The sequence below is a fragment of the Brevundimonas sp. 01N35 genome (assembly GCF_056399785.1).
The window spans coordinates 132,403-151,385 of record NZ_JBFTRZ010000002.1 but is presented as its reverse complement, the minus strand read 5'-3'; the positions used below and the strand labels follow the sequence as shown (position 1 = coordinate 151,385).

General features: G+C 65.9%; 17 protein-coding genes, 1 tRNA gene and 1 pseudogene. 8 read left to right on the top strand and 11 right to left on the bottom strand.

The annotated features are described in order from the left end of the window. Positions 1-32: 32 nt before the first annotated feature. The 5 genes from AC1DJ5_RS02395 to AC1DJ5_RS02375 are packed head-to-tail and all read right to left on the bottom strand — an operon-like array spanning position 33 to position 4,098. Entirely contained in the window at positions 33-842 is an 810-nt protein-coding gene (locus AC1DJ5_RS02395) for an MBL fold metallo-hydrolase (protein ID WP_477019558.1), read from the bottom strand. Continuing rightward, positions 839-1,624, bottom strand: a complete 786-nt coding sequence (locus tag AC1DJ5_RS02390) for a TatD family hydrolase (RefSeq protein WP_441453447.1) — start codon at positions 1,622-1,624, stop codon at positions 839-841. Before AC1DJ5_RS02390 ends, AC1DJ5_RS02395 begins: the two co-directional genes overlap by 4 nt. Beyond that, positions 1,621-2,601 carry a DNA polymerase III subunit delta' gene (locus AC1DJ5_RS02385; RefSeq protein WP_441453449.1) on the bottom strand — a complete coding sequence of 327 codons (981 nt, stop codon included), beginning with the start codon at positions 2,599-2,601 and terminating at the stop codon, positions 1,621-1,623. The genes AC1DJ5_RS02390 and AC1DJ5_RS02385 overlap by 4 nt, the downstream gene beginning before the upstream one ends. Next, positions 2,598-3,224 (bottom strand): dTMP kinase, encoded by a 627-nt coding sequence (gene tmk, locus AC1DJ5_RS02380; protein ID WP_441453451.1) that lies wholly within the window; start codon positions 3,222-3,224, stop codon positions 2,598-2,600. Before tmk ends, AC1DJ5_RS02385 begins: the two co-directional genes overlap by 4 nt. 37 nt (positions 3,225-3,261) lie before the next feature. Then, on the bottom strand, positions 3,262-4,098 hold the full coding sequence (locus AC1DJ5_RS02375; protein WP_477019557.1) for a septal ring lytic transglycosylase RlpA family protein: 837 nt from the start codon (positions 4,096-4,098) through the stop codon (positions 3,262-3,264). Between the two features lie 126 nt (positions 4,099-4,224). Between AC1DJ5_RS02375 and AC1DJ5_RS02370 the strand changes: the two genes are divergently transcribed. Continuing rightward, the gene (locus AC1DJ5_RS02370; protein ID WP_477019556.1) at positions 4,225-5,169 is read left to right on the top strand and encodes a DMT family transporter; all 945 of its coding nucleotides are present in this window, start codon (positions 4,225-4,227) and stop codon (positions 5,167-5,169) included. A gap of 70 nt (positions 5,170-5,239) precedes the next feature. Further along, positions 5,240-5,329, top strand: a tRNA-Ser gene (locus AC1DJ5_RS02365). Between the two features lie 194 nt (positions 5,330-5,523). On the opposite strand, the gene AC1DJ5_RS02360 is transcribed toward AC1DJ5_RS02365, so the two are convergent. Further along, positions 5,524-5,994 (bottom strand): hypothetical protein, encoded by a 471-nt coding sequence (locus AC1DJ5_RS02360; RefSeq protein WP_477019555.1) that lies wholly within the window; start codon positions 5,992-5,994, stop codon positions 5,524-5,526. A 93-nt stretch (positions 5,995-6,087) separates the two neighbouring features. Between AC1DJ5_RS02360 and AC1DJ5_RS02355 the strand changes: the two are divergent. Next, positions 6,088-6,660, top strand: a pseudogene (locus tag AC1DJ5_RS02355) (transposase); the annotation flags it as partial. Between the two features lie 15 nt (positions 6,661-6,675). On the opposite strand, the gene benD reads toward AC1DJ5_RS02355, so the two are convergent. The 5 genes from benD to AC1DJ5_RS02330 are packed head-to-tail and all read right to left on the bottom strand — an operon-like array spanning position 6,676 to position 11,276. Next, a complete protein-coding gene (gene benD / locus AC1DJ5_RS02350) occupies positions 6,676-7,452 on the bottom strand; it encodes a benzoate diol dehydrogenase BenD (RefSeq protein ID WP_477019554.1) in 777 nt (258 codons plus the stop codon). Continuing rightward, a complete protein-coding gene (benC, locus tag AC1DJ5_RS02345; protein ID WP_477019553.1) occupies positions 7,449-8,477 on the bottom strand; it encodes a benzoate 1,2-dioxygenase electron transfer component BenC in 1,029 nt (342 codons plus the stop codon). Before benC ends, benD begins: the two co-directional genes overlap by 4 nt. Before the next feature lie 17 nt (positions 8,478-8,494). Continuing rightward, on the bottom strand, positions 8,495-8,932 hold the full coding sequence (gene benB, locus AC1DJ5_RS02340) for a benzoate 1,2-dioxygenase small subunit (RefSeq protein WP_477019680.1): 438 nt from the start codon (positions 8,930-8,932) through the stop codon (positions 8,495-8,497). A gap of 55 nt (positions 8,933-8,987) precedes the next feature. Continuing rightward, on the bottom strand, positions 8,988-10,358 hold the full coding sequence (locus AC1DJ5_RS02335; RefSeq protein WP_477019552.1) for a Rieske 2Fe-2S domain-containing protein: 1,371 nt from the start codon (positions 10,356-10,358) through the stop codon (positions 8,988-8,990). Between the two features lie 27 nt (positions 10,359-10,385). Beyond that, complete coding sequence (locus tag AC1DJ5_RS02330; RefSeq protein ID WP_477019551.1) at positions 10,386-11,276, bottom strand: dioxygenase family protein; 891 nt, start codon at positions 11,274-11,276, stop codon at positions 10,386-10,388. 531 nt (positions 11,277-11,807) lie between these two features. Between AC1DJ5_RS02330 and AC1DJ5_RS02325 the strand changes: the two genes are divergently transcribed. From AC1DJ5_RS02325 to AC1DJ5_RS02305, 5 genes are all read left to right on the top strand, one after another. Continuing rightward, positions 11,808-12,743, top strand: a complete 936-nt coding sequence (locus AC1DJ5_RS02325; RefSeq protein ID WP_477019550.1) for a LysR family transcriptional regulator — start codon at positions 11,808-11,810, stop codon at positions 12,741-12,743. Between the two features lie 723 nt (positions 12,744-13,466). Continuing rightward, positions 13,467-13,943: a hypothetical protein gene (locus AC1DJ5_RS02320; protein WP_477019549.1), complete on the top strand. Its 477-nt coding sequence runs from the start codon at positions 13,467-13,469 to the stop codon at positions 13,941-13,943. Positions 13,944-13,952: 9 nt separating this feature from the next. Continuing rightward, positions 13,953-15,488: a hypothetical protein gene (locus AC1DJ5_RS02315; RefSeq protein WP_477019548.1), complete on the top strand. Its 1,536-nt coding sequence runs from the start codon at positions 13,953-13,955 to the stop codon at positions 15,486-15,488. Then, positions 15,488-17,530 (top strand): hypothetical protein, encoded by a 2,043-nt coding sequence (locus AC1DJ5_RS02310; RefSeq protein WP_477019547.1) that lies wholly within the window; start codon positions 15,488-15,490, stop codon positions 17,528-17,530. The genes AC1DJ5_RS02315 and AC1DJ5_RS02310 overlap by 1 nt, the downstream gene beginning before the upstream one ends. Positions 17,531-17,554: 24 nt before the next feature. After that, positions 17,555-18,229, top strand: coding sequence for a hypothetical protein (locus AC1DJ5_RS02305; protein ID WP_477019546.1), 675 nt, complete (start codon positions 17,555-17,557; stop codon positions 18,227-18,229). The last annotated feature ends 754 nt before the right edge of the window (positions 18,230-18,983 follow it).

The window sequence follows — 18,983 nt, the reverse complement described above, 5'->3', positions numbered from 1 at the left end:
CCCGTCGTGCGATGGCCGCGCGCGCCGCCCGATCAGAGACCGAAGCGGCGGCTCCAGCCATCGAATGCGACCTCGACATTATCGGGAAGAGAGGCCGACAACTTCCTGTAATCCAAATCAATATGCAGGTTGGTCAGAACGGCTCGGCCGACGTCGGCCCGCGCAATCCAGTCCAACGCCTTGTCGACATGGGCGTGGGTCGGATGGGGCGTGTAGCGCAGGGCGTCGAGAATCCACAGGTCGGCGCCGCGCACCGCCTCCAGCGCCGCCTCGTTCAGATCGGACACGTCGCTGGAATAGGCGACAGGCCCCAGGCGATAGCCGACCGAGCGGATCGGCCCGTGCGCCTGATCGAAGGTGACGACCGGGATTTGGCCGCCCGCGCCGTCGACGCTCCAGGCCTCACCATGGGGCGGGATCCGCCGGGCCTCCAGAATGGCCGGATAGCCGTGATGGCTCTCGAAGATATAGTCGAACCGCGTCGTCAGCGCGTGGTGCGTGGCCGGGTCCATCCAAGCCTGAAGCCGCCGCCGCGCATGAATGGCGAAGACGCGAAGATCATCGATGCCGTGGGTCTGATCCGCGTGATCATGGGTGTAGAGGACCGCATCGACGTGGCGAATCCCGGCGGCCAGCGCTTGCTGACGCAAGTCGGGCGAGGTGTCGATCAGGACGTTGGTGGTCCCATGGGGCCCATGACGGCGTGCCAGCATGGAACAACGGGTGCGCTGGTTTTCGGGCACATTGGGATCGCAGTCGCCCCAGTCGCCGTCGCCGCGCGGCACGCCGCCGGACGAGCCGCAACCGAGGATGACGATCTCCAGTTCGCCCGCCTCGGTCATTCCGCTGGCCGGGGTATGCGGTCGAACAGGGCGAAGAAGGCGTCGGTCGTGCGCTGCTCGGCCTCCTCGGGCGTCCAGCCCCGGATCTCGGCCAGCTTTTGCAGGACCAGACCGACATAGGCCGGTTCGTTGCGCCGTCCGCGATGAGGGATCGGCGCCAGATAGGGGCAATCCGTTTCGACGATGATTCGGTCTTCTGGCATTCGGCGAACGACCTCACGCACGTCTTCCGCCGCCTTGAAAGTGGCGATGCCGGAAACGGAGAACCAGGCCCCAAGTTCCGCCGCAGTTTCAGCCAGTTCAATGCCGCTAGTATAGCAGTGCATCAACAGCTTGAACGGCCCGCGCGCATGTTCCTCGCGCAGGATCTCGGCCATGGTCTCGTCAGCTTCGCGCGTATGCACCACCAGCGGCAGGCCGGTCCGGCGCGCGGCGTCGATATGCTGGCGGAAGACTGCCGCCTGGATATCGCGCGGGCTGAGGTCGTAGTGGAAATCCAGTCCGCATTCGCCGATGCCAATAACGCGCGGCCGCTGGGCCAGGGCGACCAGTTCATCGGCGGTCAGTTCGATGTGGTCCTTGGCCTCGTGCGGATGGGCACCGACGGTGCACCAGATGTCGTCGTGGGCCATGGCCAGAGCGTGCGTCGCCTCGAAGGTCGACAGCTTGTCCGAAATCTCGACCATCAGACGCACGCCCGCCTCGCGGGCGCGGGCGATGACGGCGTCGCGGTCCTCGTCGAACTGAGGGGCGTGCAGGTTGACGTGACTATCGATGATCATCCGAGGGCCTTGGTGCGGGCGATGTCGGCCAGGGCGCCGGCCAGAACGTCGGCGCGGTCCAGATTGATGGCCGCCGTGCGATCGGGGAGTTCGGCCAGTCGGGTCCACAGTTCGGCCCAGCGCGCGCCCTGCCCCGCCGACGCCTCGAGTGCGCGGGCCTTCACCGCCGCGATCAGCCGATCCATCAGGGCCTCGAACCGGGCCTGACCCTCGGCGCCGCGAAAACCGTCCGCGACCGCCAGTTGTTCGGCCCGATCGACGGCGTCGCCGAATACCCAGGAGCGAGCCAGGGCGTCGACCTCCTGCATCGCGCCGGACGACAGGGCGAGAGCCGCGCCGGGCGACCCGCCGGCCATGTCGGCGGCGAGGCGCGCGTCGTCGGGTTCCGCGCCCGTACGGTTGCGCACCAGGGTCTCCAACTGGTCCGGCGTCCAGATCGGGAAGCTGAGGCGACGGCAGCGCGAGCGGATCGTGGCCAGCAGCCGACCGGGCGCATGGGTCACCAGAAGCAGGACGCCACGCTCAGGCGGCTCCTCAAGAATTTTCAGCAAGGCGTTGGCGGCATTGATGTTCAGGTCGTCGGCGGCGTCGATGATCGCCACGCGATGCTGGGCCTGGGACGGGCTCTTGGCGAAGAAACCGGGTAGGTCGCGCGCCTGATCGACCGAGATCGTCTTCTTCTGCTTGCCGCCTTCGACCAGTCGTTCCAGCACCAGCAGATCGGGATGGGACTGGGCGGAGACCAACTGGCTGACCGGATCATACGGCGCAGCGCCCAGCGGTCCGCGCGTCGGATCAGGAGCCGCGCCCAGCAACCGACGCGCGGCGCGATAGGCGAAGGTCGCCTTGCCACTGCCCTCGACCCCGCACAGCAGCCAGGCGTGATGCAAACGTCCCCGGCCCAGGGCGTCAAGAAAGGCTTCTTCGGCCGCCGCGTCCGGGATCAGGTCGAACCGGTCGCGCGGGTGTTCGCTCATAGCAGCCGCTCCGACACGGCGCTCCACAGGCGTTCGGAAACGATCTCGACCTCGCCGGTCGCGTCGATCAGGACGCAGCGTTCCGGGTGGCGACGCGCCACGCCGAGGAAGCCCTCACGAAGCTTCTGGTGGAAGGCCAGGCCCTTGGACTCGAACCGGGTCTCGAACAGGCCGCGGCCAAACGCGCGCTCCAGCCCGACCTCGACCGGCAGGTCGAACACCAGGGTCAGATCCGGCTGGTCGTCGGCCACGATGGCGGCGTCCAGCGCCTCGATCAGGCTTTCCGGCGCACCGCCGCCCGCGCCCTGATAGACGCGGCTGGAATCGGCGAAACGGTCGCAGACGACCCATTTGCCCTCGTCCAGCGCCGGGCGAATAGTGCGCTCCAGATGGTCGGAGCGCGCCGCATACATCAGCAGGGTCTCGGTGCGCGGCGACCAGCGCTCGGCGTCACCGGCCACGACGATGTTGCGGATGACCTCGGCGCCCGGCGAACCGCCCGGCTCGCGCGTCTGGACGACGTCGATTCCGCGCGAACGCAGGTGATCGACCAACAGGCGCGCCTGCGTGGTCTTACCGGCGCCCTCGCCGCCCTCGAATGTGATGAATTTTCCACGCTGCACCCGCGCACAATGGCGAGCGCGGCGCGACAGGCAAGCCTTAACGACCTGATATCAACAGGGCGTCGCCAAACCCGCGCGCCACCACGGCCTGACGGGCCTGTTCGGCGGCGTTGGCGTCGGCCCACGGACCGACGATCACCCGAAACAGGGGCTGTCCGCCGCCGGTCAGGTCCTGAACCGTGGCCCGATCGCCCAGGCGGCCAGCGATTCGCACGGCCGCCCGACGGTCGGAAAAGGCCGCAGCCTGAACCCAATAGGCCGATCCGTCCGAAACCGCGGGCGCGATCGGCGCCAGAGGCTGCGAATAGGGCCTCGACGGCTGCGCCGGTGCGGCTTCCGCCCGCCGCAGAGCCGTCCCGCCCCCTGCCCTCGGCGCGCGTCCGACATAACGCACCCGCACCTCGCCCACGCCCTGGGACAACAGGCCCAGTTCTTCAGCGGCGGCGCGCGACAGATCGATGATCCGCCCGTCGACGAACGGCCCGCGGTCGTTGATGCGCAGGATGACGCGGCGACCGTTGGCCCGGTTCGTCACCTCGACCAGGCTCGGCAGAGGCAGGGTCTTGTGCGCCGCCGTCAGGGCGTTCATGTCGAACCGCTCGCCGGTCGAGGTCGGGCGGCCGTTGTGCTGCGCCCCGTACCAGGAGGCTATGCCGACCTCGTCATAGTTCGGCTCCTCGGCCGGGCGGTACCAACGGCCGCGGATCTGATAGGGTCGCATCGTGCCCGAGACGATGGGGGCGGGGTCGGTCACGACCGGCGGCGGCAACGGAGCCTCGCGCCCTCCTCCAAGGCTGGCGCAGGCCGCCAGCGTGGAAAAGGCGGCGGCGATCAACGCGCCCCTAAGCAATCTCGCCATCATGGCCTTACGCACTCCCGGTCACTCGGGGCGATCATCGCTAAGGACGTTTCCTGTTTGGTTAACAGGCCGTTTGAGGCTATGCGTCCCGGCGTCGCAGCGACGCTTTCGCGTCCGCGCCCAGTTCTTGAAGCGAGCGCCTTGAAACCCTCCCTCTACCAGACCCGCTCGGGGGTCTTCGCCCTGGCGACCCTGTGCTGCATTCTGTGGGGCAGCGCCTATCCGGCCATCAAGAACGGCTATGCCCTGCTGCATATCGCGCCGGGCGACATCGCCAGCCAGATGCTGTTCGCCGGCTGGCGCTTCGCCCTGGCCGGCGCGATCCTGCTGATCGTCGCGGCGGCGATGCGAAAGCCGATCCTGGCCCTGAACGGAAGAGAGATGCGCCAAGTCGCTCTGCTTGGGCTGATGCAGACGGCGATCCAGTATGTCTTCTTCTATATCGGCCTGGCCCACGCCACGGGCGTGAAGTCGTCGATCATGAACGCCACCGGCGTCTTCTTCAGCGTGGTCCTGGCCCACTTTATCTACGCGAACGACCGGCTCAGCGGACGCAAGGCGCTCGGCTGTCTGATCGGATTCCTCGGCGTGGTGGTGGTCAACCTGGGCGGCGGCGCGCTAGGCTTCGACTTCAGCTTGCTGGGCGAAGGCTTCGTCATCATCGCCGCCTTGGTGCTGGCGGCGGCGTCCATCTACGGAAAGCGAATCTCGGCCAGCATGGATCCGATGGTGATGACCGCCTGGCAGTTGTTCATCGGCGGGGTGATCCTGACGGGGATCGGCATGGCGGGGGGCGGTCATCTGGAAGCGCTGGACCTGCAATCGGGCGCGCTGCTGCTCTATATGGCTCTGCTGTCCTCGGTGGCCTTCGCGGTGTGGAGCTTGCTGCTTAAGCACAATCCCGTTGGACTGATCGCGGCCTTCAACTTCCTGATCCCCGTCTTCGGCGTGGCCCTGTCGGCCATTTTCCTGGGCGAATCCCTGCTGCGGTGGAGCTATCTGGCGGCACTGGTTCTGGTCTGCGCCGGCATCTGGCTGGTGACGCGCCCGTCCCGACCCGCCGCTCCCGCGGCTGCTCAGGCCTGACGCGGTTTCCGCTTGGGCAGAGCCAAGGTTGCGGCTATGGAGCCTCCGCGCGCTGTTTCGACTCGCGCTGGGACAGGTGGCCGAGTGGTTTAAGGCAGCGGTCTTGAAAACCGCCGTAGGTGGAAGCCTACCGTGGGTTCGAATCCCACCCTGTCCGCCACACACTCATCAACAACTAGGAAGTACTTTTTAAGTACAGCCTAGCTTTGGTCGTAAAAACAGCACCAAAGATACAGTAAAAATCGAAGACATTTCCAATGATAATTGGAACTAATTTGGTTGGGTTTTCTGCGATCGATGCTCATTGCCTGTTTACAGGGAAATACAGGGGATCGCGGCGGTCTGGCCTAGCGTTCAGAACAATAGCGCGCCGCGCAAACCTGCGCGCTGCTGACGGCCTTGCGGGCGCGCGGATTCACGATCGGCGAGGACCGAGACTGACTCACCGGCGGGGGCGAAGACCAGATCGCCCTTTGTCTCTACGTCCGCCGGCCGAGGAGCGCCGCGGGGATTCGAGCCGCGGGACTCCGCAATGGATCCGTTGGCGGTATTGCTGGCCGCGATCGCGGCATTGAGCTCCGCCAGCGTTCCCGCGGGATCGCGGAAGGCGCGGGCGCCGTCGATGATCAGGAAGTCCGAAAAATATAGGCGCCGATCATAGGCGGCGTTGAAATTGTTCGGGCCGGCGATCATGAGGCTCGAGAATCGATCGCCGCTCGGCCGGAAGAAGGACGAGGTGACGTTGGTGAAATTCGTGGTGCCGGTGACGCTATCGTTGAGCACGCTCGTCTCGTTCCAACGCAGGCCTGCATCAATCGAGCTCATGAAGGGCAGGATGCCGTCCGTGGCGTAAGTGACGTGCCCCTGAGAATTTCCTCCACGCGGAGCTAGAGTCCGACCCTTGAAAGGACGGACGGAATGAAACGAGCGAGATTCACGGAAGAGCAGATCATTGGGATCCTGCGGGAGAACGAGGCCGGCGCCAAAGCGGGCGAGCTGGCGCGCAAGCACGGCGTGTCGGAGGGCACGATCTACGCCTGGAAGGCCAAGTTCGGGGGGATGAACGTGTCGGACGCCCAGCGCCTCCGGGTCCTGGAAGACGAGAACGGCAGGCTGAAGCGTCTTTTGGCCGACGCCATGCTCGACAAGGCGGCGCTGAACGATCTGCTTTCAAAAAGTGGTAGGGCCCGCGGCGCTGCGCCAGGCCGTCGCCCATCTGAAGGCGGCGTTCGGCGTCAGCGAGCGACGGGCCTGCTCCATTATCAAGGCGGACCGTAAGTCGGCGCGCTCGGGACGCCGCGTCGCGCGCGAGCTGACAGCGCTGATCGCTCGGCTGGGCCGTCCCGCCATGATCGTCAGCGACAACGGCACGGAGTTCACATCCACGGCCATCCTGGCCTGGGCCAGGATCATGGCGTCGACTGGCACTACATCGCGCCCCGCAAGCCGACCCAGAACGGGTTTGTGGAATCCTTCAACGGGAGAGTACGGTTCAAACCGCCTCGCTCACCCCAGATCGCCGCCGGCGACAGGCAGGACAACGCCTGTGATGTAGCTGGCCTCGTCGGAGGCCAGGAACAGGATCGGCGCGATCTGTTCGTCGAGCGTCCCGTAGCGCTTCATGAAGGCCGAGCTAGTGACCTGATCGACGGCTTCCGCCATCCAGGCCAGTTCCTGGGCGCTGTCCCCCTCGGCGTTCCGTGGCGTGCGACGAGGCGGGGCCGACGTCCCGCCCGGAGCCGTCGCGACGACGCGGATACGCTGCTCCGCATACTCCATCGCCACGCTCTGGGTCAGGGCGTTGATCCCCCCCTTGGCGGCCGAATAGGGAACCCTGCGGATGCCCCGCGTGGCGTTGGAGGAGACGTTGACGATCACGCCGCCGCCCTGGTCGAGCATGGTCGGCAGGACGGCGCGGCAGCCGTAGAGCGTCGGGAAAAGCGAGCGGCGGATCTCCTGGTCGATCTGTTCCGGTTCGAACGCCGCGAAGGGCCGCATGCGGATGGCGCCGCCGACATTGTTGATCAGGATGTCTATCCGGCCGAACGCCTGGACAGCGGCCGCCATCGCCGCTGCCGCGCCTTCGTAGGTTTCCAGGTCGCAGCAGAAATGACGGGCCTCGGGCCCGGCCTCGGCGGCGACCTCGCTCACGAAATCCGCGCGATCGACGAGGAAGACACGCCCGCCCTCGGCGGCGATGCGGAGCGCCACGCCCCGGCCAATGCCCTGGGCGGCCCCGGTGACGACCACAGACTTGCCGGCGAAGCGACCCTGGACGCTCATGCGGCGGCCCTCTCGGTCTCGCTCGGCGCGAACTTTTCGTAGTGGAAGTGCGTGGGCGTGACGCCCTTTTCGCGCAGGAAGACGCGCACCGCTTCGACCATCCGCGGGGGGCCGCACAGATAGATGTCGCAGTCGCCGGCGTTCAGGTGCTCATCGGCCAGATGATGGGTGACATAGCCCTTGAGCGGATGTTGGCTGGCCTCGTCGGCGACGCAAGCCGCCCAGGTCAGGGACGGCAGGCGCGTCTTCAGAGTCACCAGTCGATCGGTCTCGACCAGGTCGCCGTCGTGGGTCACGCCATAGATCAGATGGATCGGCTGGTCGCTGCCCTGATCCGCCAACACTTCCAGCATAGACAGCAGGGGCGCCAGCCCCGTCCCGCCCGCGAGCATGACGACCGGCCGATCCACCGGCCTCAGGAAGAAGCTACCGCTGGGGCCGAAGAAGGTCATACGGTCGCCGACCGCCGCCTTGCTCGTGAGCCAGCCGCTCATCAGGCCACCCGGAATATTCCGGATCAGGAAGCTGGCCTCGCTCGCCCCCGGCTTGGAGCTAAAGGAGTAGGAACGGTGCTGTTCGGCCCATGGCACGCCGAGATTCACATACTGGCCCGGCAGGAAGTTCAGCCCCGCAGGATTGTCGAGCGCGAGACGCAGGACGACGGTGCTGTCCGACGCTGTCTCCACCGATGTGATGACGCCTTCGTGGGCCGCCGGTTTGACCTTGCAGGCCGACGACGGGACCGGCACGGCGATGATGCAGTCGCTGGACGGCGTCATCTGGCAGGTCAGGACGATCCGTTCCTCCGCCTCGTCCTGGGTGAGGGCGTCCTCGATATAGTCGTCGCCCAGGTCATAGTCGCCCTGTTCGCAGCGGCATTTGCAGGTGCCGCAGACGCCGTCGGAACAGTCCATCGGCAGGTTGATCTTGTGCCGGTAGGCGGCGTCCAGAACCTTTTCGCCGGGATTGCACGCGATGAAACGGGTCTCGCCGTCCTCGAAATTGAGCGCGATACGGTAAGTCATGCTAATTCTCCGCCCAATCAGACGTGGTAAACATCGATGATCTGGCGGATGTAGTCGTTCTTCAGAACGATCTTCTTCCGCGTGATCAGCGGCGACGGCCCGCGGACATCCAGGCTGTAGTAGGACGTCCCGAAGAAGGTCAGGGTGTCCTTGTACCTGTGGCTGAGCGTGAACCAGTTGAAGCGGATATCGAGCTCGCCGTCGCGCTCCTCCGTGATCTCCACATTGGAGATGTTGTGGCTGGTTCGCGGCTCTGGCGTGCTGGCGCCGGACCGTTCGGTCTTGATGCGGAAGACCCGGTCCTCCAGCCCGTCGCGGTTGGGATAGTAGATCAGCGAGATATGCTGCTGGGGATCCTCGACCAGTTGATCGTCGTCGTCCCAGGCCGGCATCCAGTATTCGACCTGGGGCGAATAGAGAGCGAGCCACTCGTCCCACTGACGGTCGTCGAGCAGGCGCCCTCGCGATAGAGGAAGTCCTCGATCTCGGCGCGGTTCAGATTGTGCGCGGTCATGCGGCGTCCTCCAGCACGGGCCTGGGCGCGGATGGGCCGCCGTCGCGATCGAGGGCCGCGATGAGCGTCTGCGCCCAGTATTCGTGCTGACGCACGAACAGGCCTTCGTCCTCGCTGCGGTTGCCGCTGATCAACGGCTCAAGCCCCATGGCCCTGGCGTTGTCGTCCGCGCCTTCGACCCAGTGGACGGCGCCGCGGCTCAGGTCGTTCCAGAGCGCGCCCGCGCCGGTATAGGCGTTCTGACAGGCGCGGAATTCCTCCAGATCGTCGGGCGTGCCCATGCCGCTGACGTTGAAGAAGTCCTCGTACTGGCGGATGCGCAAGGCACGCTCCGCCGCCGCCTCGCCCTTGGGCGCGAAGCAGTAAATGCTGATCTCGGTCTGATCGACGCTGATCGGCCGAACGACCCGGATCTGGGTGGAGAACTGGTCCATCAGATAGAGGTTGGGATAGAGGCCGAGATTGCGCGTTTGGCCCACGATCAGGTCGGCCCGTGCCTTTCCGAGGCGCTGTTCCAGTTCCTCGCGGTGGGCGTAGATCGGACGCACTTCCGGATTGAGCGTGTCGGTCCACAACAGGATGTGGCCGTTGTCGAAGCCGTAGACCCCGCCGACGCTCTTGGACCAGCCGTTAGCGTCCACCGTGCGGGTACCTTCGGCCTCGTAGTTCCGATGCCCCATGGTGGCGGAGTAGTTCCAGTGCACGGCGCTAACGTGATAGCCGTCGGCGCCGTTCTCCATCTGGAGCTTCCAGTTGCCGTCGTAGACATAGGTGGAGTTGCCGCGCAGCACTTCCAGCCCCTCGGCGGCCTGGTCGACGATCTGGTCGATGATCACTCGTGTCGAACCCAGGTGCTCATCCAGCGGCTTCACATCTGGATTGACGCTGCCGAACAGGAAGCCGCGGTAGTTCTCGAAACGGGCGACGCGCGTCAGGTCGTGGGAGCCTTCAGTGTTGAAGCTCTCCGGATAGTCGCCGGTCTTGCCGTCCTTCACCTTCAAAAGCTTGCCCGTATTGCTGAAGGTCCAGCCATGGAAGGGACAGGTGAAGCTGCCCTTGTTGCCGTGCTTGCGCCGGCACAGGGTGGCCCCCCGATGGGCGCAGGCGTTGATCACGGCGTGCAACTCGCCGCCCTTATCCCGCGTGACCACGACCGGCTGACGGCCGATCCAGGTGGTGAAATAGTCGTTCGGTTCAGGGATCTGACTCTCGTGGGCCAGAAAGACCCAGTTGCCCTCGAAGATGTGCTTCATCTCCAGCTCGAACAGTTCAGCGTCGGTGAAAACGTCGCGACGGCACCGGAACAGGCCCTGTTCCGGGTTCTCGACGACAGCGGTTTCAAGGCGTTCGCGCAGGGTCTGCTTCATTGTGATTTCCTCATCTGATCGCCGCTCTCAAGCGGCGACGCGCGTGCGCTCGGACAGGACTTGATCGTTCTCGCCGACCGCCATCTGCAGTTCGAAATCAAACGATACGGTCACGGTGTCGCCCTGACGGTTCGGCATGGGCAGAAGCCCTTCCCGAGTCGCGAAGGCGAAGTCGTCGTTGGCGAAGGGATCGTCGCCGAAATTGATCTGGGTGGTCAGTTGCCGATAGCCCGGCGCCTCGATGAAGAAGTGGACGTGGGCCGGGCGCTTGCCGTGGCGCCCGACCGCCTGCATCAGGCGATCCGTCGCGCCCTGCGGCGGAACGGCGTAACCTTCCGGCATCTTGGAGTGGAAGGCGTATGCGCCGTCGTCGCCCAGCTTGATTCGCGCCCGGTTGTTGAACGGGGTCTGCTCCGTGGTCGGGTCGAAGTGGGAGTACCAACCCTTCGAGTTGGCGTGCCAGACATGGACGATCGCATCCTTCACCGGCTCGCCGTCGGGTCCACGGACCGTGCCGTACATACGAAGAGTCGAGGTGTCGTCGGCGTCCTTGGACAGATTGACCTCGCCCTCGACCAGCGGCGCCCCGGCGACATAGAGGGGGCCTTCGATGGTGCGCGGCGTTCCGCCGGCGCGGCCGACCTCGGCGTCCTTGGCGTCCAGATAGAGGTCCATGAAGTGCTCAAGGCCCGTGCCGGGGATCAGCAGCCCGAACTCGGGCGCAGCGCCGGACAGGTAGTTCACGCCACCCCAGAACTCGTCCTCGCTGATGTCGTAGCGGACGATGACCTCGGCCACCGCCTGGGTGAGGTCACGAACGATGGCCTTCAGGCGCGCATCGCCGCCTTCGCGGTCAAGGCCGACCGCACGGTCGAGCAGAGCCTGAACAGGAGCGGATTTGACGAAATCGGTGTGCATTCGAATGTCTCCCTTGAGAATATGGCGCCGCTATTTCAGCGGTCATTCTGTCGATGAGATCGCGTTTCGTCCCACATCCGCCCGCCGCAAAACTCCGACACGGACGGGTCGAAGCGTTTGCCCTGGGTATCGAACAGCACCGTCTTGACCACGCATTTGGCGAAGTGATTGCCCTTTACGGCGAGGATGCAGGGTCGACATCATCCGCAGAGTGCTAATCTCCCCCCGGATCGAAATCCAAAACCGATGCGGTCTTCTATTATACCTTTGAGACACATTCCGCTCATGCCGACGTCACTCGATCATGCACGGATCGGGCCTGGTGACGCCGGTAGCAGCGGGCGTGAATGATCGCGATGCACGTCCTCAAGAGGCGGAAGAGGTTCACGATGAAGGTCGCCGCGCCCGCCGTTTCCTTCGAGCGAACGGCGCTCTTGTCGGACGGTTTGACAGACCGCCCAACAAGGCCTGCTATGGCGGTCAGCGGGCCCTTTCCGTCGGTCGGCGCGGCGCTTCGGCGGAGGACGTAGAATGGAACTCAGACAGCTTCGTTATTTCGTCGCCGTCGCCCGCACCCGCAATGTGAGCCGCGCCGCAGAAGAACTGCACATCGCCCAACCGCCGCTCAGCCGCCAGATTCAGAACCTGGAGGCGGAACTGGGGGTCAAGCTGCTGGATCGCAGCGCCCGTCCGCTGCAACTGACCGAGGCGGGCCGCTTCTTCTATGGCCAGGCGCTGCAGATCCTCGGGCGTCTGGCGCAGTTGAAGGAGCAGACCCAGGAAATCGGCGCCACCGGCCGGACCCGCTTCGTCATCGGCTGCGTCGCCTCCAGCCTGTATGGCGGCACGCCCGACCTCATCCGCCGGATGCGGGCGCGCTGGCCCCACCTGCAGATCGAAATCCTCGAGATGATGTCCAGCGAGCAGATCACGGCCCTGAAGGAAGGGCGTATCGACCTCGGTTTCGGTCGAGTCCGCCTTACCGACCCCGCCATCGCGCGGGTTCGCTTGCGGGAAGAAGCGCTGGTTCTCGCCCTTCCGGCGGAGCATCCGCTCGCCAGCACCAGCGACCCGGTCGAGTGGTCGGTCCTGACCGAAGAAACCCTGATCCTCTACCCGTCCCAGCCTCGCCCGAGTTTCGCGGACGAAGTGCTGTCGCTTTTGGCGGACGCCGGCATCTCGCCAGCGGCGACGCGCGAGGTCCGTGAACTCCAGACCGCCATGGGCCTCGTGGCCTCGGGCCTCGGGGTCGCGGTCGTCCCTGCGTCCGCGCATCGCCTGCGCAGCAGCGACGTGGTCTTCCGCCCGATCAATGACCCCAAGGCCGTCTCGCCCATCATCATGAGCTATCGCGTCAATGACGCCAGCGGCCGGATTGATGAGATCAAGGACCTCATCGAACAGATGTACGCCGCGAACCCCGCTTGGCTCGCGCTGTCGGAATCCCGCATCAACCTCCGGGGGTGAATGGATCGCGGAGCGGAGCAATGAACGCCGACGTCGGTTGGGTTTCCACGAACCAACTCCTTCGCCTGTTTACAGGAAAATACAGAGAATCGCAGCGTTCTGGCCTGGCCTCCGAAAGGAGGGAGCGCCGCGCAAACCCAAGCCGCCCGCGCGGCCGCCGCAGACGGGGCCCGAAGCTTGGAGCGGCTCACAGGGGGGGCAGTCTCACCGCCCTCAGCGGGATCGAACGCCTCAAGGCCGCGGCGTCGCCGGGCTCTCGCCAATGGGCGCTGGCCCAAGCCGCCGCCAACGAATCGGTTCACGCCAATCCGCAAGATGCGCCATCGGGAAGCCGCCGCCCCGACCCGCGCGGCGCCCCTGGCCGACCTCGACTAAAGGGGGATCTGCCCGAGGGACAGGCTGGCTGAGGTTCGCGCCGAGACGGACTCTCCCTTCCTGCTGATGTTGGCTCAGTAGCGTCGCCGAGCGGACACCTTTTTTCCTCCGGTGCCCCTGCCGTCCCATGACGTCGCCGTCGCCAATGCCGTGCCGGGGTTGCAACGCGGCCCCGTCGCTCATGAAGGGGCGCGCAGAAGAACGCTGATCGTCATGATAAAGCCAAGCTACGAGATTACTGTCAAGCTTGACTTCGTCTCTCGAAGAAGACGCCTCCAGTGATTTAAGGGCCTAGCTTTTTATATGAAATCTCGTTTCCGAGTTTGCGTGACCCTGGGTGCGGCGATCGTGGCATCGTCCCTTACAGCCTGCAACAAGGTCGACGCGCCGCCCGCCGCCGAAGAGGCGGAAGCCAACGCCGACGCCTTGCTCACTGCGATCAATGACAGTCTCGCGCGCATGAATTACGGTGAAGCCGCCCGCCTGGCGACCGACGCCCAGAGCCGTTTCCCCGGCGACCAACGGGTCCACGCCGCCGCCGCCCGCGCTCAGGCGCGCCTCGGCGACGCCGAAGCGTCCGCTGCGGCGCTGGACCGCGCGATCGCCGCCGGGCTTCCCCACGTGGCCGACGTACTGGCGGAGCCGGCCTTCGACACCGTGCGCGGCCACCGAGCCTTCGCTCCCTATCGCGCGCGCCTCGCCGCATCGGGCTCTGCGCTCACCCGCCCCACCAGCCACATCCGCGCCGGCGACGTGGAAATCATCGAAAGCGCCGACGGCGACGTCATCCGCGCCGGCGACGTCGTTCTCGACACCCGTCACTAAGAGTTCCCCATGACCTTCAAAATCTCTTGCGCCGCCGCCATGGCCTTGGCGGCGGTCAGCACCGCCGCGCTCGCGCAAGCCAATACGATCGTTTCCGGCAGCGGCTCCGCCCCGGTCACGCGCGATACGAACGCCGTCCGCGCTCAGGCCGAAGCCTTGGCCAAGGCCGATTTGGTCCGCGCCTTCGCGCGTCAGGTCATCGGCGCTGAACGCCTGAGCGAACTCACCCCCGAAATGGTCAGCCAGTTGGCTACCCAGATCCGCAACGACATGATCGTGGATCGCTCGTCCGAACGGGTCGGCGCCGCCTTCAACGTCACCCTGTCGGCCAGCATTGACCGCGAATGGTTCCAACGCGGGCTGGATGATCTCGGCGTCGCCTCCTCTTCGCGCCGCGGCGGCAGGCAGCAGCAGCGCATCGTGGTGATGATCGACGAAGCCATCGGCGTCGCGCCGGACTTCAGCCAACCGGCCGAAATCGTCACCGAGTATGATCGCGACAGCGGCTCGTCCTTCAGCGACAAGTCGGCGCTGGCGTACGGCAATCGCGAACGCGCCGGTTCGTCGTCGTCCTCAGCGTCAGGCCAGTCCTCGCAAGGCCGATACGCTGGCGGCGCCAGCGGCGCGCGGGGTTCGGTCGCCGTCAGCGGGTCGGGCAGAAGCTCCAGCGCCCAACGCTCGCGTTCGTCGTCCGCTTCCTCCAGCGACACCTCGTTGATCAACCGCACCAACGTCGAGGCCAGCACCCACGACGACGTTCGCTTCCGTCAACGCATCACCTTCCAGTCCGCCGCCAGCAGCGCCACAGGGCGCGCCGCTGTCTCGGCCCTGACGGAAGGCCTAGTCAACTATGACATCGGCATTTCCAGCGTTGTGCCGCTGATGGCCAGCTTCCAACCCGGCCCGACGCCGCTGTTTTCGGAACTTCAATCCAGCGGCAAGCTGAGCCAATTCTTCCAGTATGCGCAGAGCCAGTCGGCGCCCTTCTTCATGTCGGGCGCGCTGGAGATCAATCATGGCGGTCGCCATCCCGCCACCGGCGAGGTGGAATGCACCGGAGCCTTCAATGCGGACGCCTACAGCACCGCCACCGGCCAGAACGTCGGCTCCGCCTTCCGTGAGGCGACCGGCACAGGCCGCAACAGCGCCGATTGCGAAAACCGCCTGACCACGGCTCTGGCCGGTCAGGTGGCGGCGGCGCTGGGCCCGCAGATCCAGCGCGAATGGCGCAACGTCAGCCGCGCCCAAACCTCGGCGATCCAATCCGCATCGGCCCCGGCCGAATACACCCTGACCGTGCGCGGCAATGATCTGAACATGGGGGTTCAGGCCGATCTTCTCGATGCGCTCGGCGCCATCCAAGGCGTCGATCAGCACGCCTTCCTCGGGCAGGACGCCAAACAGATCAACATTCACGTGCGCTATTCCGGCTCGACGCCCCTGCACCTCGCCCTGTTCCAGCGCCTGCGCAGCAATCCTGCCTTCGCCGCCATGCAGTCGCAGACGGCGCCCCAGCAAGTGATCCTCTGCCTGAACGGCTGCTGATGTCGCGCCTCGCTCCCCTTCTGCTGGCTGCAGTGATCGCCGCGCCGACGACCGCCGCCGCTGACGAAAGCGGCCTCCGGCTGTACCCGATTCCCGGCTTATTTGGCCCGGAGGATTCGGTCTGCGGCGCCTCGGGTCGCACCGACCATCTGATTTCGTCGGCCCTATGCGATAAGCTCGCACCGATCGAGCGCCGCCAATACTGGGGCGCGCGCTTCGACGCCTTGATCGCCGATCGCTTTGGTTCAGATCAGGTGACGCGCGACCTGTCAGCGCTGCCGCCCGCGGGCATGACGCGCGAAACCCTGATGTCGCGCACCCTCGTGGCATCGCTGCATGTTTCGCGAGCCGACCTGTGGGTTGTGCCCAAGGCCAGCGTGGTCGAGGCCCACATGCCCATCACCGTCACCCTGTTGATGACCAATGTGCTGACCGGCGAGGTCATGTTCGCCCATTCAGTCTCGACCAATGTCCAGGGATTGATGGAGCGCGCCGGCTATCAGGCCGAGGCCGCAGCCCAGTTTGACCGCCATTTCGACGCCGCCTTGGTGCGCCTGGTCGATGAAGCCAGGACCCGCTTCCAGCCCAACGCGGTCACGACCCAGGTCCGCAGCCGCAACGGCGATCTCTACGTCGTCGACGCCGGCTTGCAGAAGGGCCTGCGCCCCGGCGACCAGATCGGCGCCGACGCCCGCGTGGTGTTCGCCGACGCCCACTACGCCGTGGTCGCGCCAGCCCTGGATGCGCTCAGCGTCGGACAGACCCTGTCGCGTTATGTGGCCCAACCCCTCGACGCCCTGAGCCGGCCCTCGGTGCTGGTCGTGGTGGCTGACACGGCGCCCGATATGCCGCGCGGCTACGCCGCCGTCATCATGGAAGAAGCCTTGTCCGCTGCGGGCGGCTTCGCCCTCGTGCAGATCAACCCGGCCGCCTCGGCCATCCGCGCGCCCCAACTGACGGCGGCCGGCGTGGAAAGTCGCCCGCCCGCCCTGCCGGACTACTTCCTTCGCGTCACCGTCGCCCCGCTGGAGCCCGTCCAGGCCGCCACCAACGTGCGCAACGTCGACCGCCGCGTGCAGGACGCTCGCGTCTTCCTGGAGGTCATCGACCATGACGGCCGCGCCGTCTTCGCTGTCGAAGGCAAGGACCAGCAGATCGACGAAATCGCAGACGGCATGGCCCCCTCCACGGCCCAGCGCCGCGACGTGGCCGCCCGCAACGCCATGCGACGAGCACCAGACGCCCTCAAAGCCGGTTTCACGCCCTCTCGCATGAGGCTGGCTGTCGCCTCAGCCGATGACGGGGAAGTCACGATCGCCGACCCGACCGGTGCGCTCGGCATCGGTCAGGACGCTCATGTGGTGCGCTCCATCGGCCGCGTTTCAGGCATTCAAGGGGATGTCTGGATGCCAGTCGCATCTCTGGAAGTGACCGGTTTCGGCGACGGAATCGCCACGGCGCGTCAATCCGGCGTCGAGATCGCCAAAGTTCGGCGAGGCGATCAGGTGGCCCACGACACGATCGGCTCCCTGTCGGCTTCGCGTTTCCGCTATGGCCAATGCGCCACAGCCGCCGGCGATCCCGTCGTCGTTTTCCGCGGGGCGGAACAGCCGCTGTTCCGCGCCCTCAGCTTCAACCGCTTCGCCGCGGGCTTCCCGGGCGCGGTTCACGCGACGCGCTTTGGCGACGAAGCAGCCCCCCTGGCCCTCACCTCCATCGCGCCCGAATACCGCGAGGTGAAGGCGCTGACAGTGCGGCCCGCCGACCTGTGCTTCGAAGCCGTCCACAATCTGACCCACACCGGCCAGAAGCGGTCGGGCCAGACCTTCGTCCAGAACACCTATGATCTGACGGTGGGCTATGTGCTGAAACGGAACGACCAAAGGGTCGGCGCTCAGGGGCTGCAACAGACGCTTGCCGCCACGGCCGTCCCTGCGGACGCCGACGCCACGCATCAGACCCTGTCTGTTCAGATCGATCTGGCCGATTTCGCCTCAGACCTCGCCTTACGCGCGGCCAAGGCCTTGAACCCCAATCCCTAACCGTCTCTGCAACTGGAGCTTCTCATGAAGACCTTGTCTCTTTTGGCTGTCGCTCTGACCGGCGCCCTGGCCGTCTCCGGCTACGCCTCCTCCGCTCATGCCCAACTGGGCGGACTGCGCAAGCTGGTGCCCGGCGGCGCTCAGTCCGGCCCCTCCGCTGGCGATCCCGACGTCTTCCTGAGCGAGACCGTCGAGACCACTAAACTCGTCTGGAGCGCCGCTTCGCTTCTCGCGAACGCCGTCGCCGAAGACGGCAAGCAAGACGAAGCCCGAGCGCAGCTCGCGGCGATCCAGGGCGCTTCGTCGCTCCGTGAGCTTCAGACTCAAAAGGCAAACTTCGAGGCCAACGTCGCGGCCGTGAACGCCAACGTGGCGGATGCGGCGACCTTCCAGGCGAAATACGACAACGCCAGCGAGCAGCAACGCACGATGATGCTGAACGCCGCCTACAACTTCACCATCGGCATGATGCGCAACGTCCAACTGGCCCAACAGTCGCCGGACCTCATCACCGGCCTGCAGTCCAATCCCATGCACATCACCAAGCTGGGCAGCCTGCGCGCCGCCGCCGGCCTGCTCGGCGACCAAGTCCAGAGCACCCGCTCCATGGTCGGCCCCATGCGCACCCTGCTCAGCCGCGGCGGCGTCGAAGTGCCCGCCAACGCCACGGCCTCGAGCGCCAAGCCGATCGAACTCTGAGCCTTTGAAAAGCGGCCGAACACAGCGCGCCTCGCGCGTGTTCAGCCGCCCCTCATCGACAACCGATCTGATCGCGATCAGTCTAGCGGGCTCCGAACGGGTTGGCCGTCATCCCCGCCGCCATCCTTGACCCGCCCCACACGGCGGCTTCTCCGATGGTCCCGGCGCTTGTGGGTCCCGGTCCGCTTATCCCGGCGTTCCGGCCGCCGCTGGCGGCGCCTCGAGCGAAGCGGCGGCGATGACGCCCCTAAAGGTCTCCAACACCTCAAAATGATCAGTGGCTAAGAATTACTCGATGGGCTGTCGAGACAGCAGGCGTTCCAGGAACCCCGCCGCGATAACCAACAACCAAGGCGTCGTCGCCATAAGGGGTCACCATCGCCAACTCGCGCACCAATCTCTCGCGCTCGATATGGTCGGCGCCGGCCACCTCCTTCCACCGTATCGGGTTTGACAAGATCGGCGGGCCGCTATCTCCCCCTGGCTATAGCCGCGCTCGCGCAGCGCGCCGATGACGCGGGCCAGGTTTTCGACCAGGCTCTGCAGCGGACGGATCGACGGCCATTGTGCGTTGGGCGGCCGTATTCAGGATCGCCGAGCTTCACGGTGCGTGCCGGTCGAAGCGCGTCGAGCCGGGCTTGGTACCAGGCTGGATCCATGAATATCTCCATCGCCGATGGCTCCGAATACCGGCTCCTCCCCGTGCTCGGCTTGTCCCGCAAGGCGGCCCCTCGTCACATTGGCCAGAACGCCA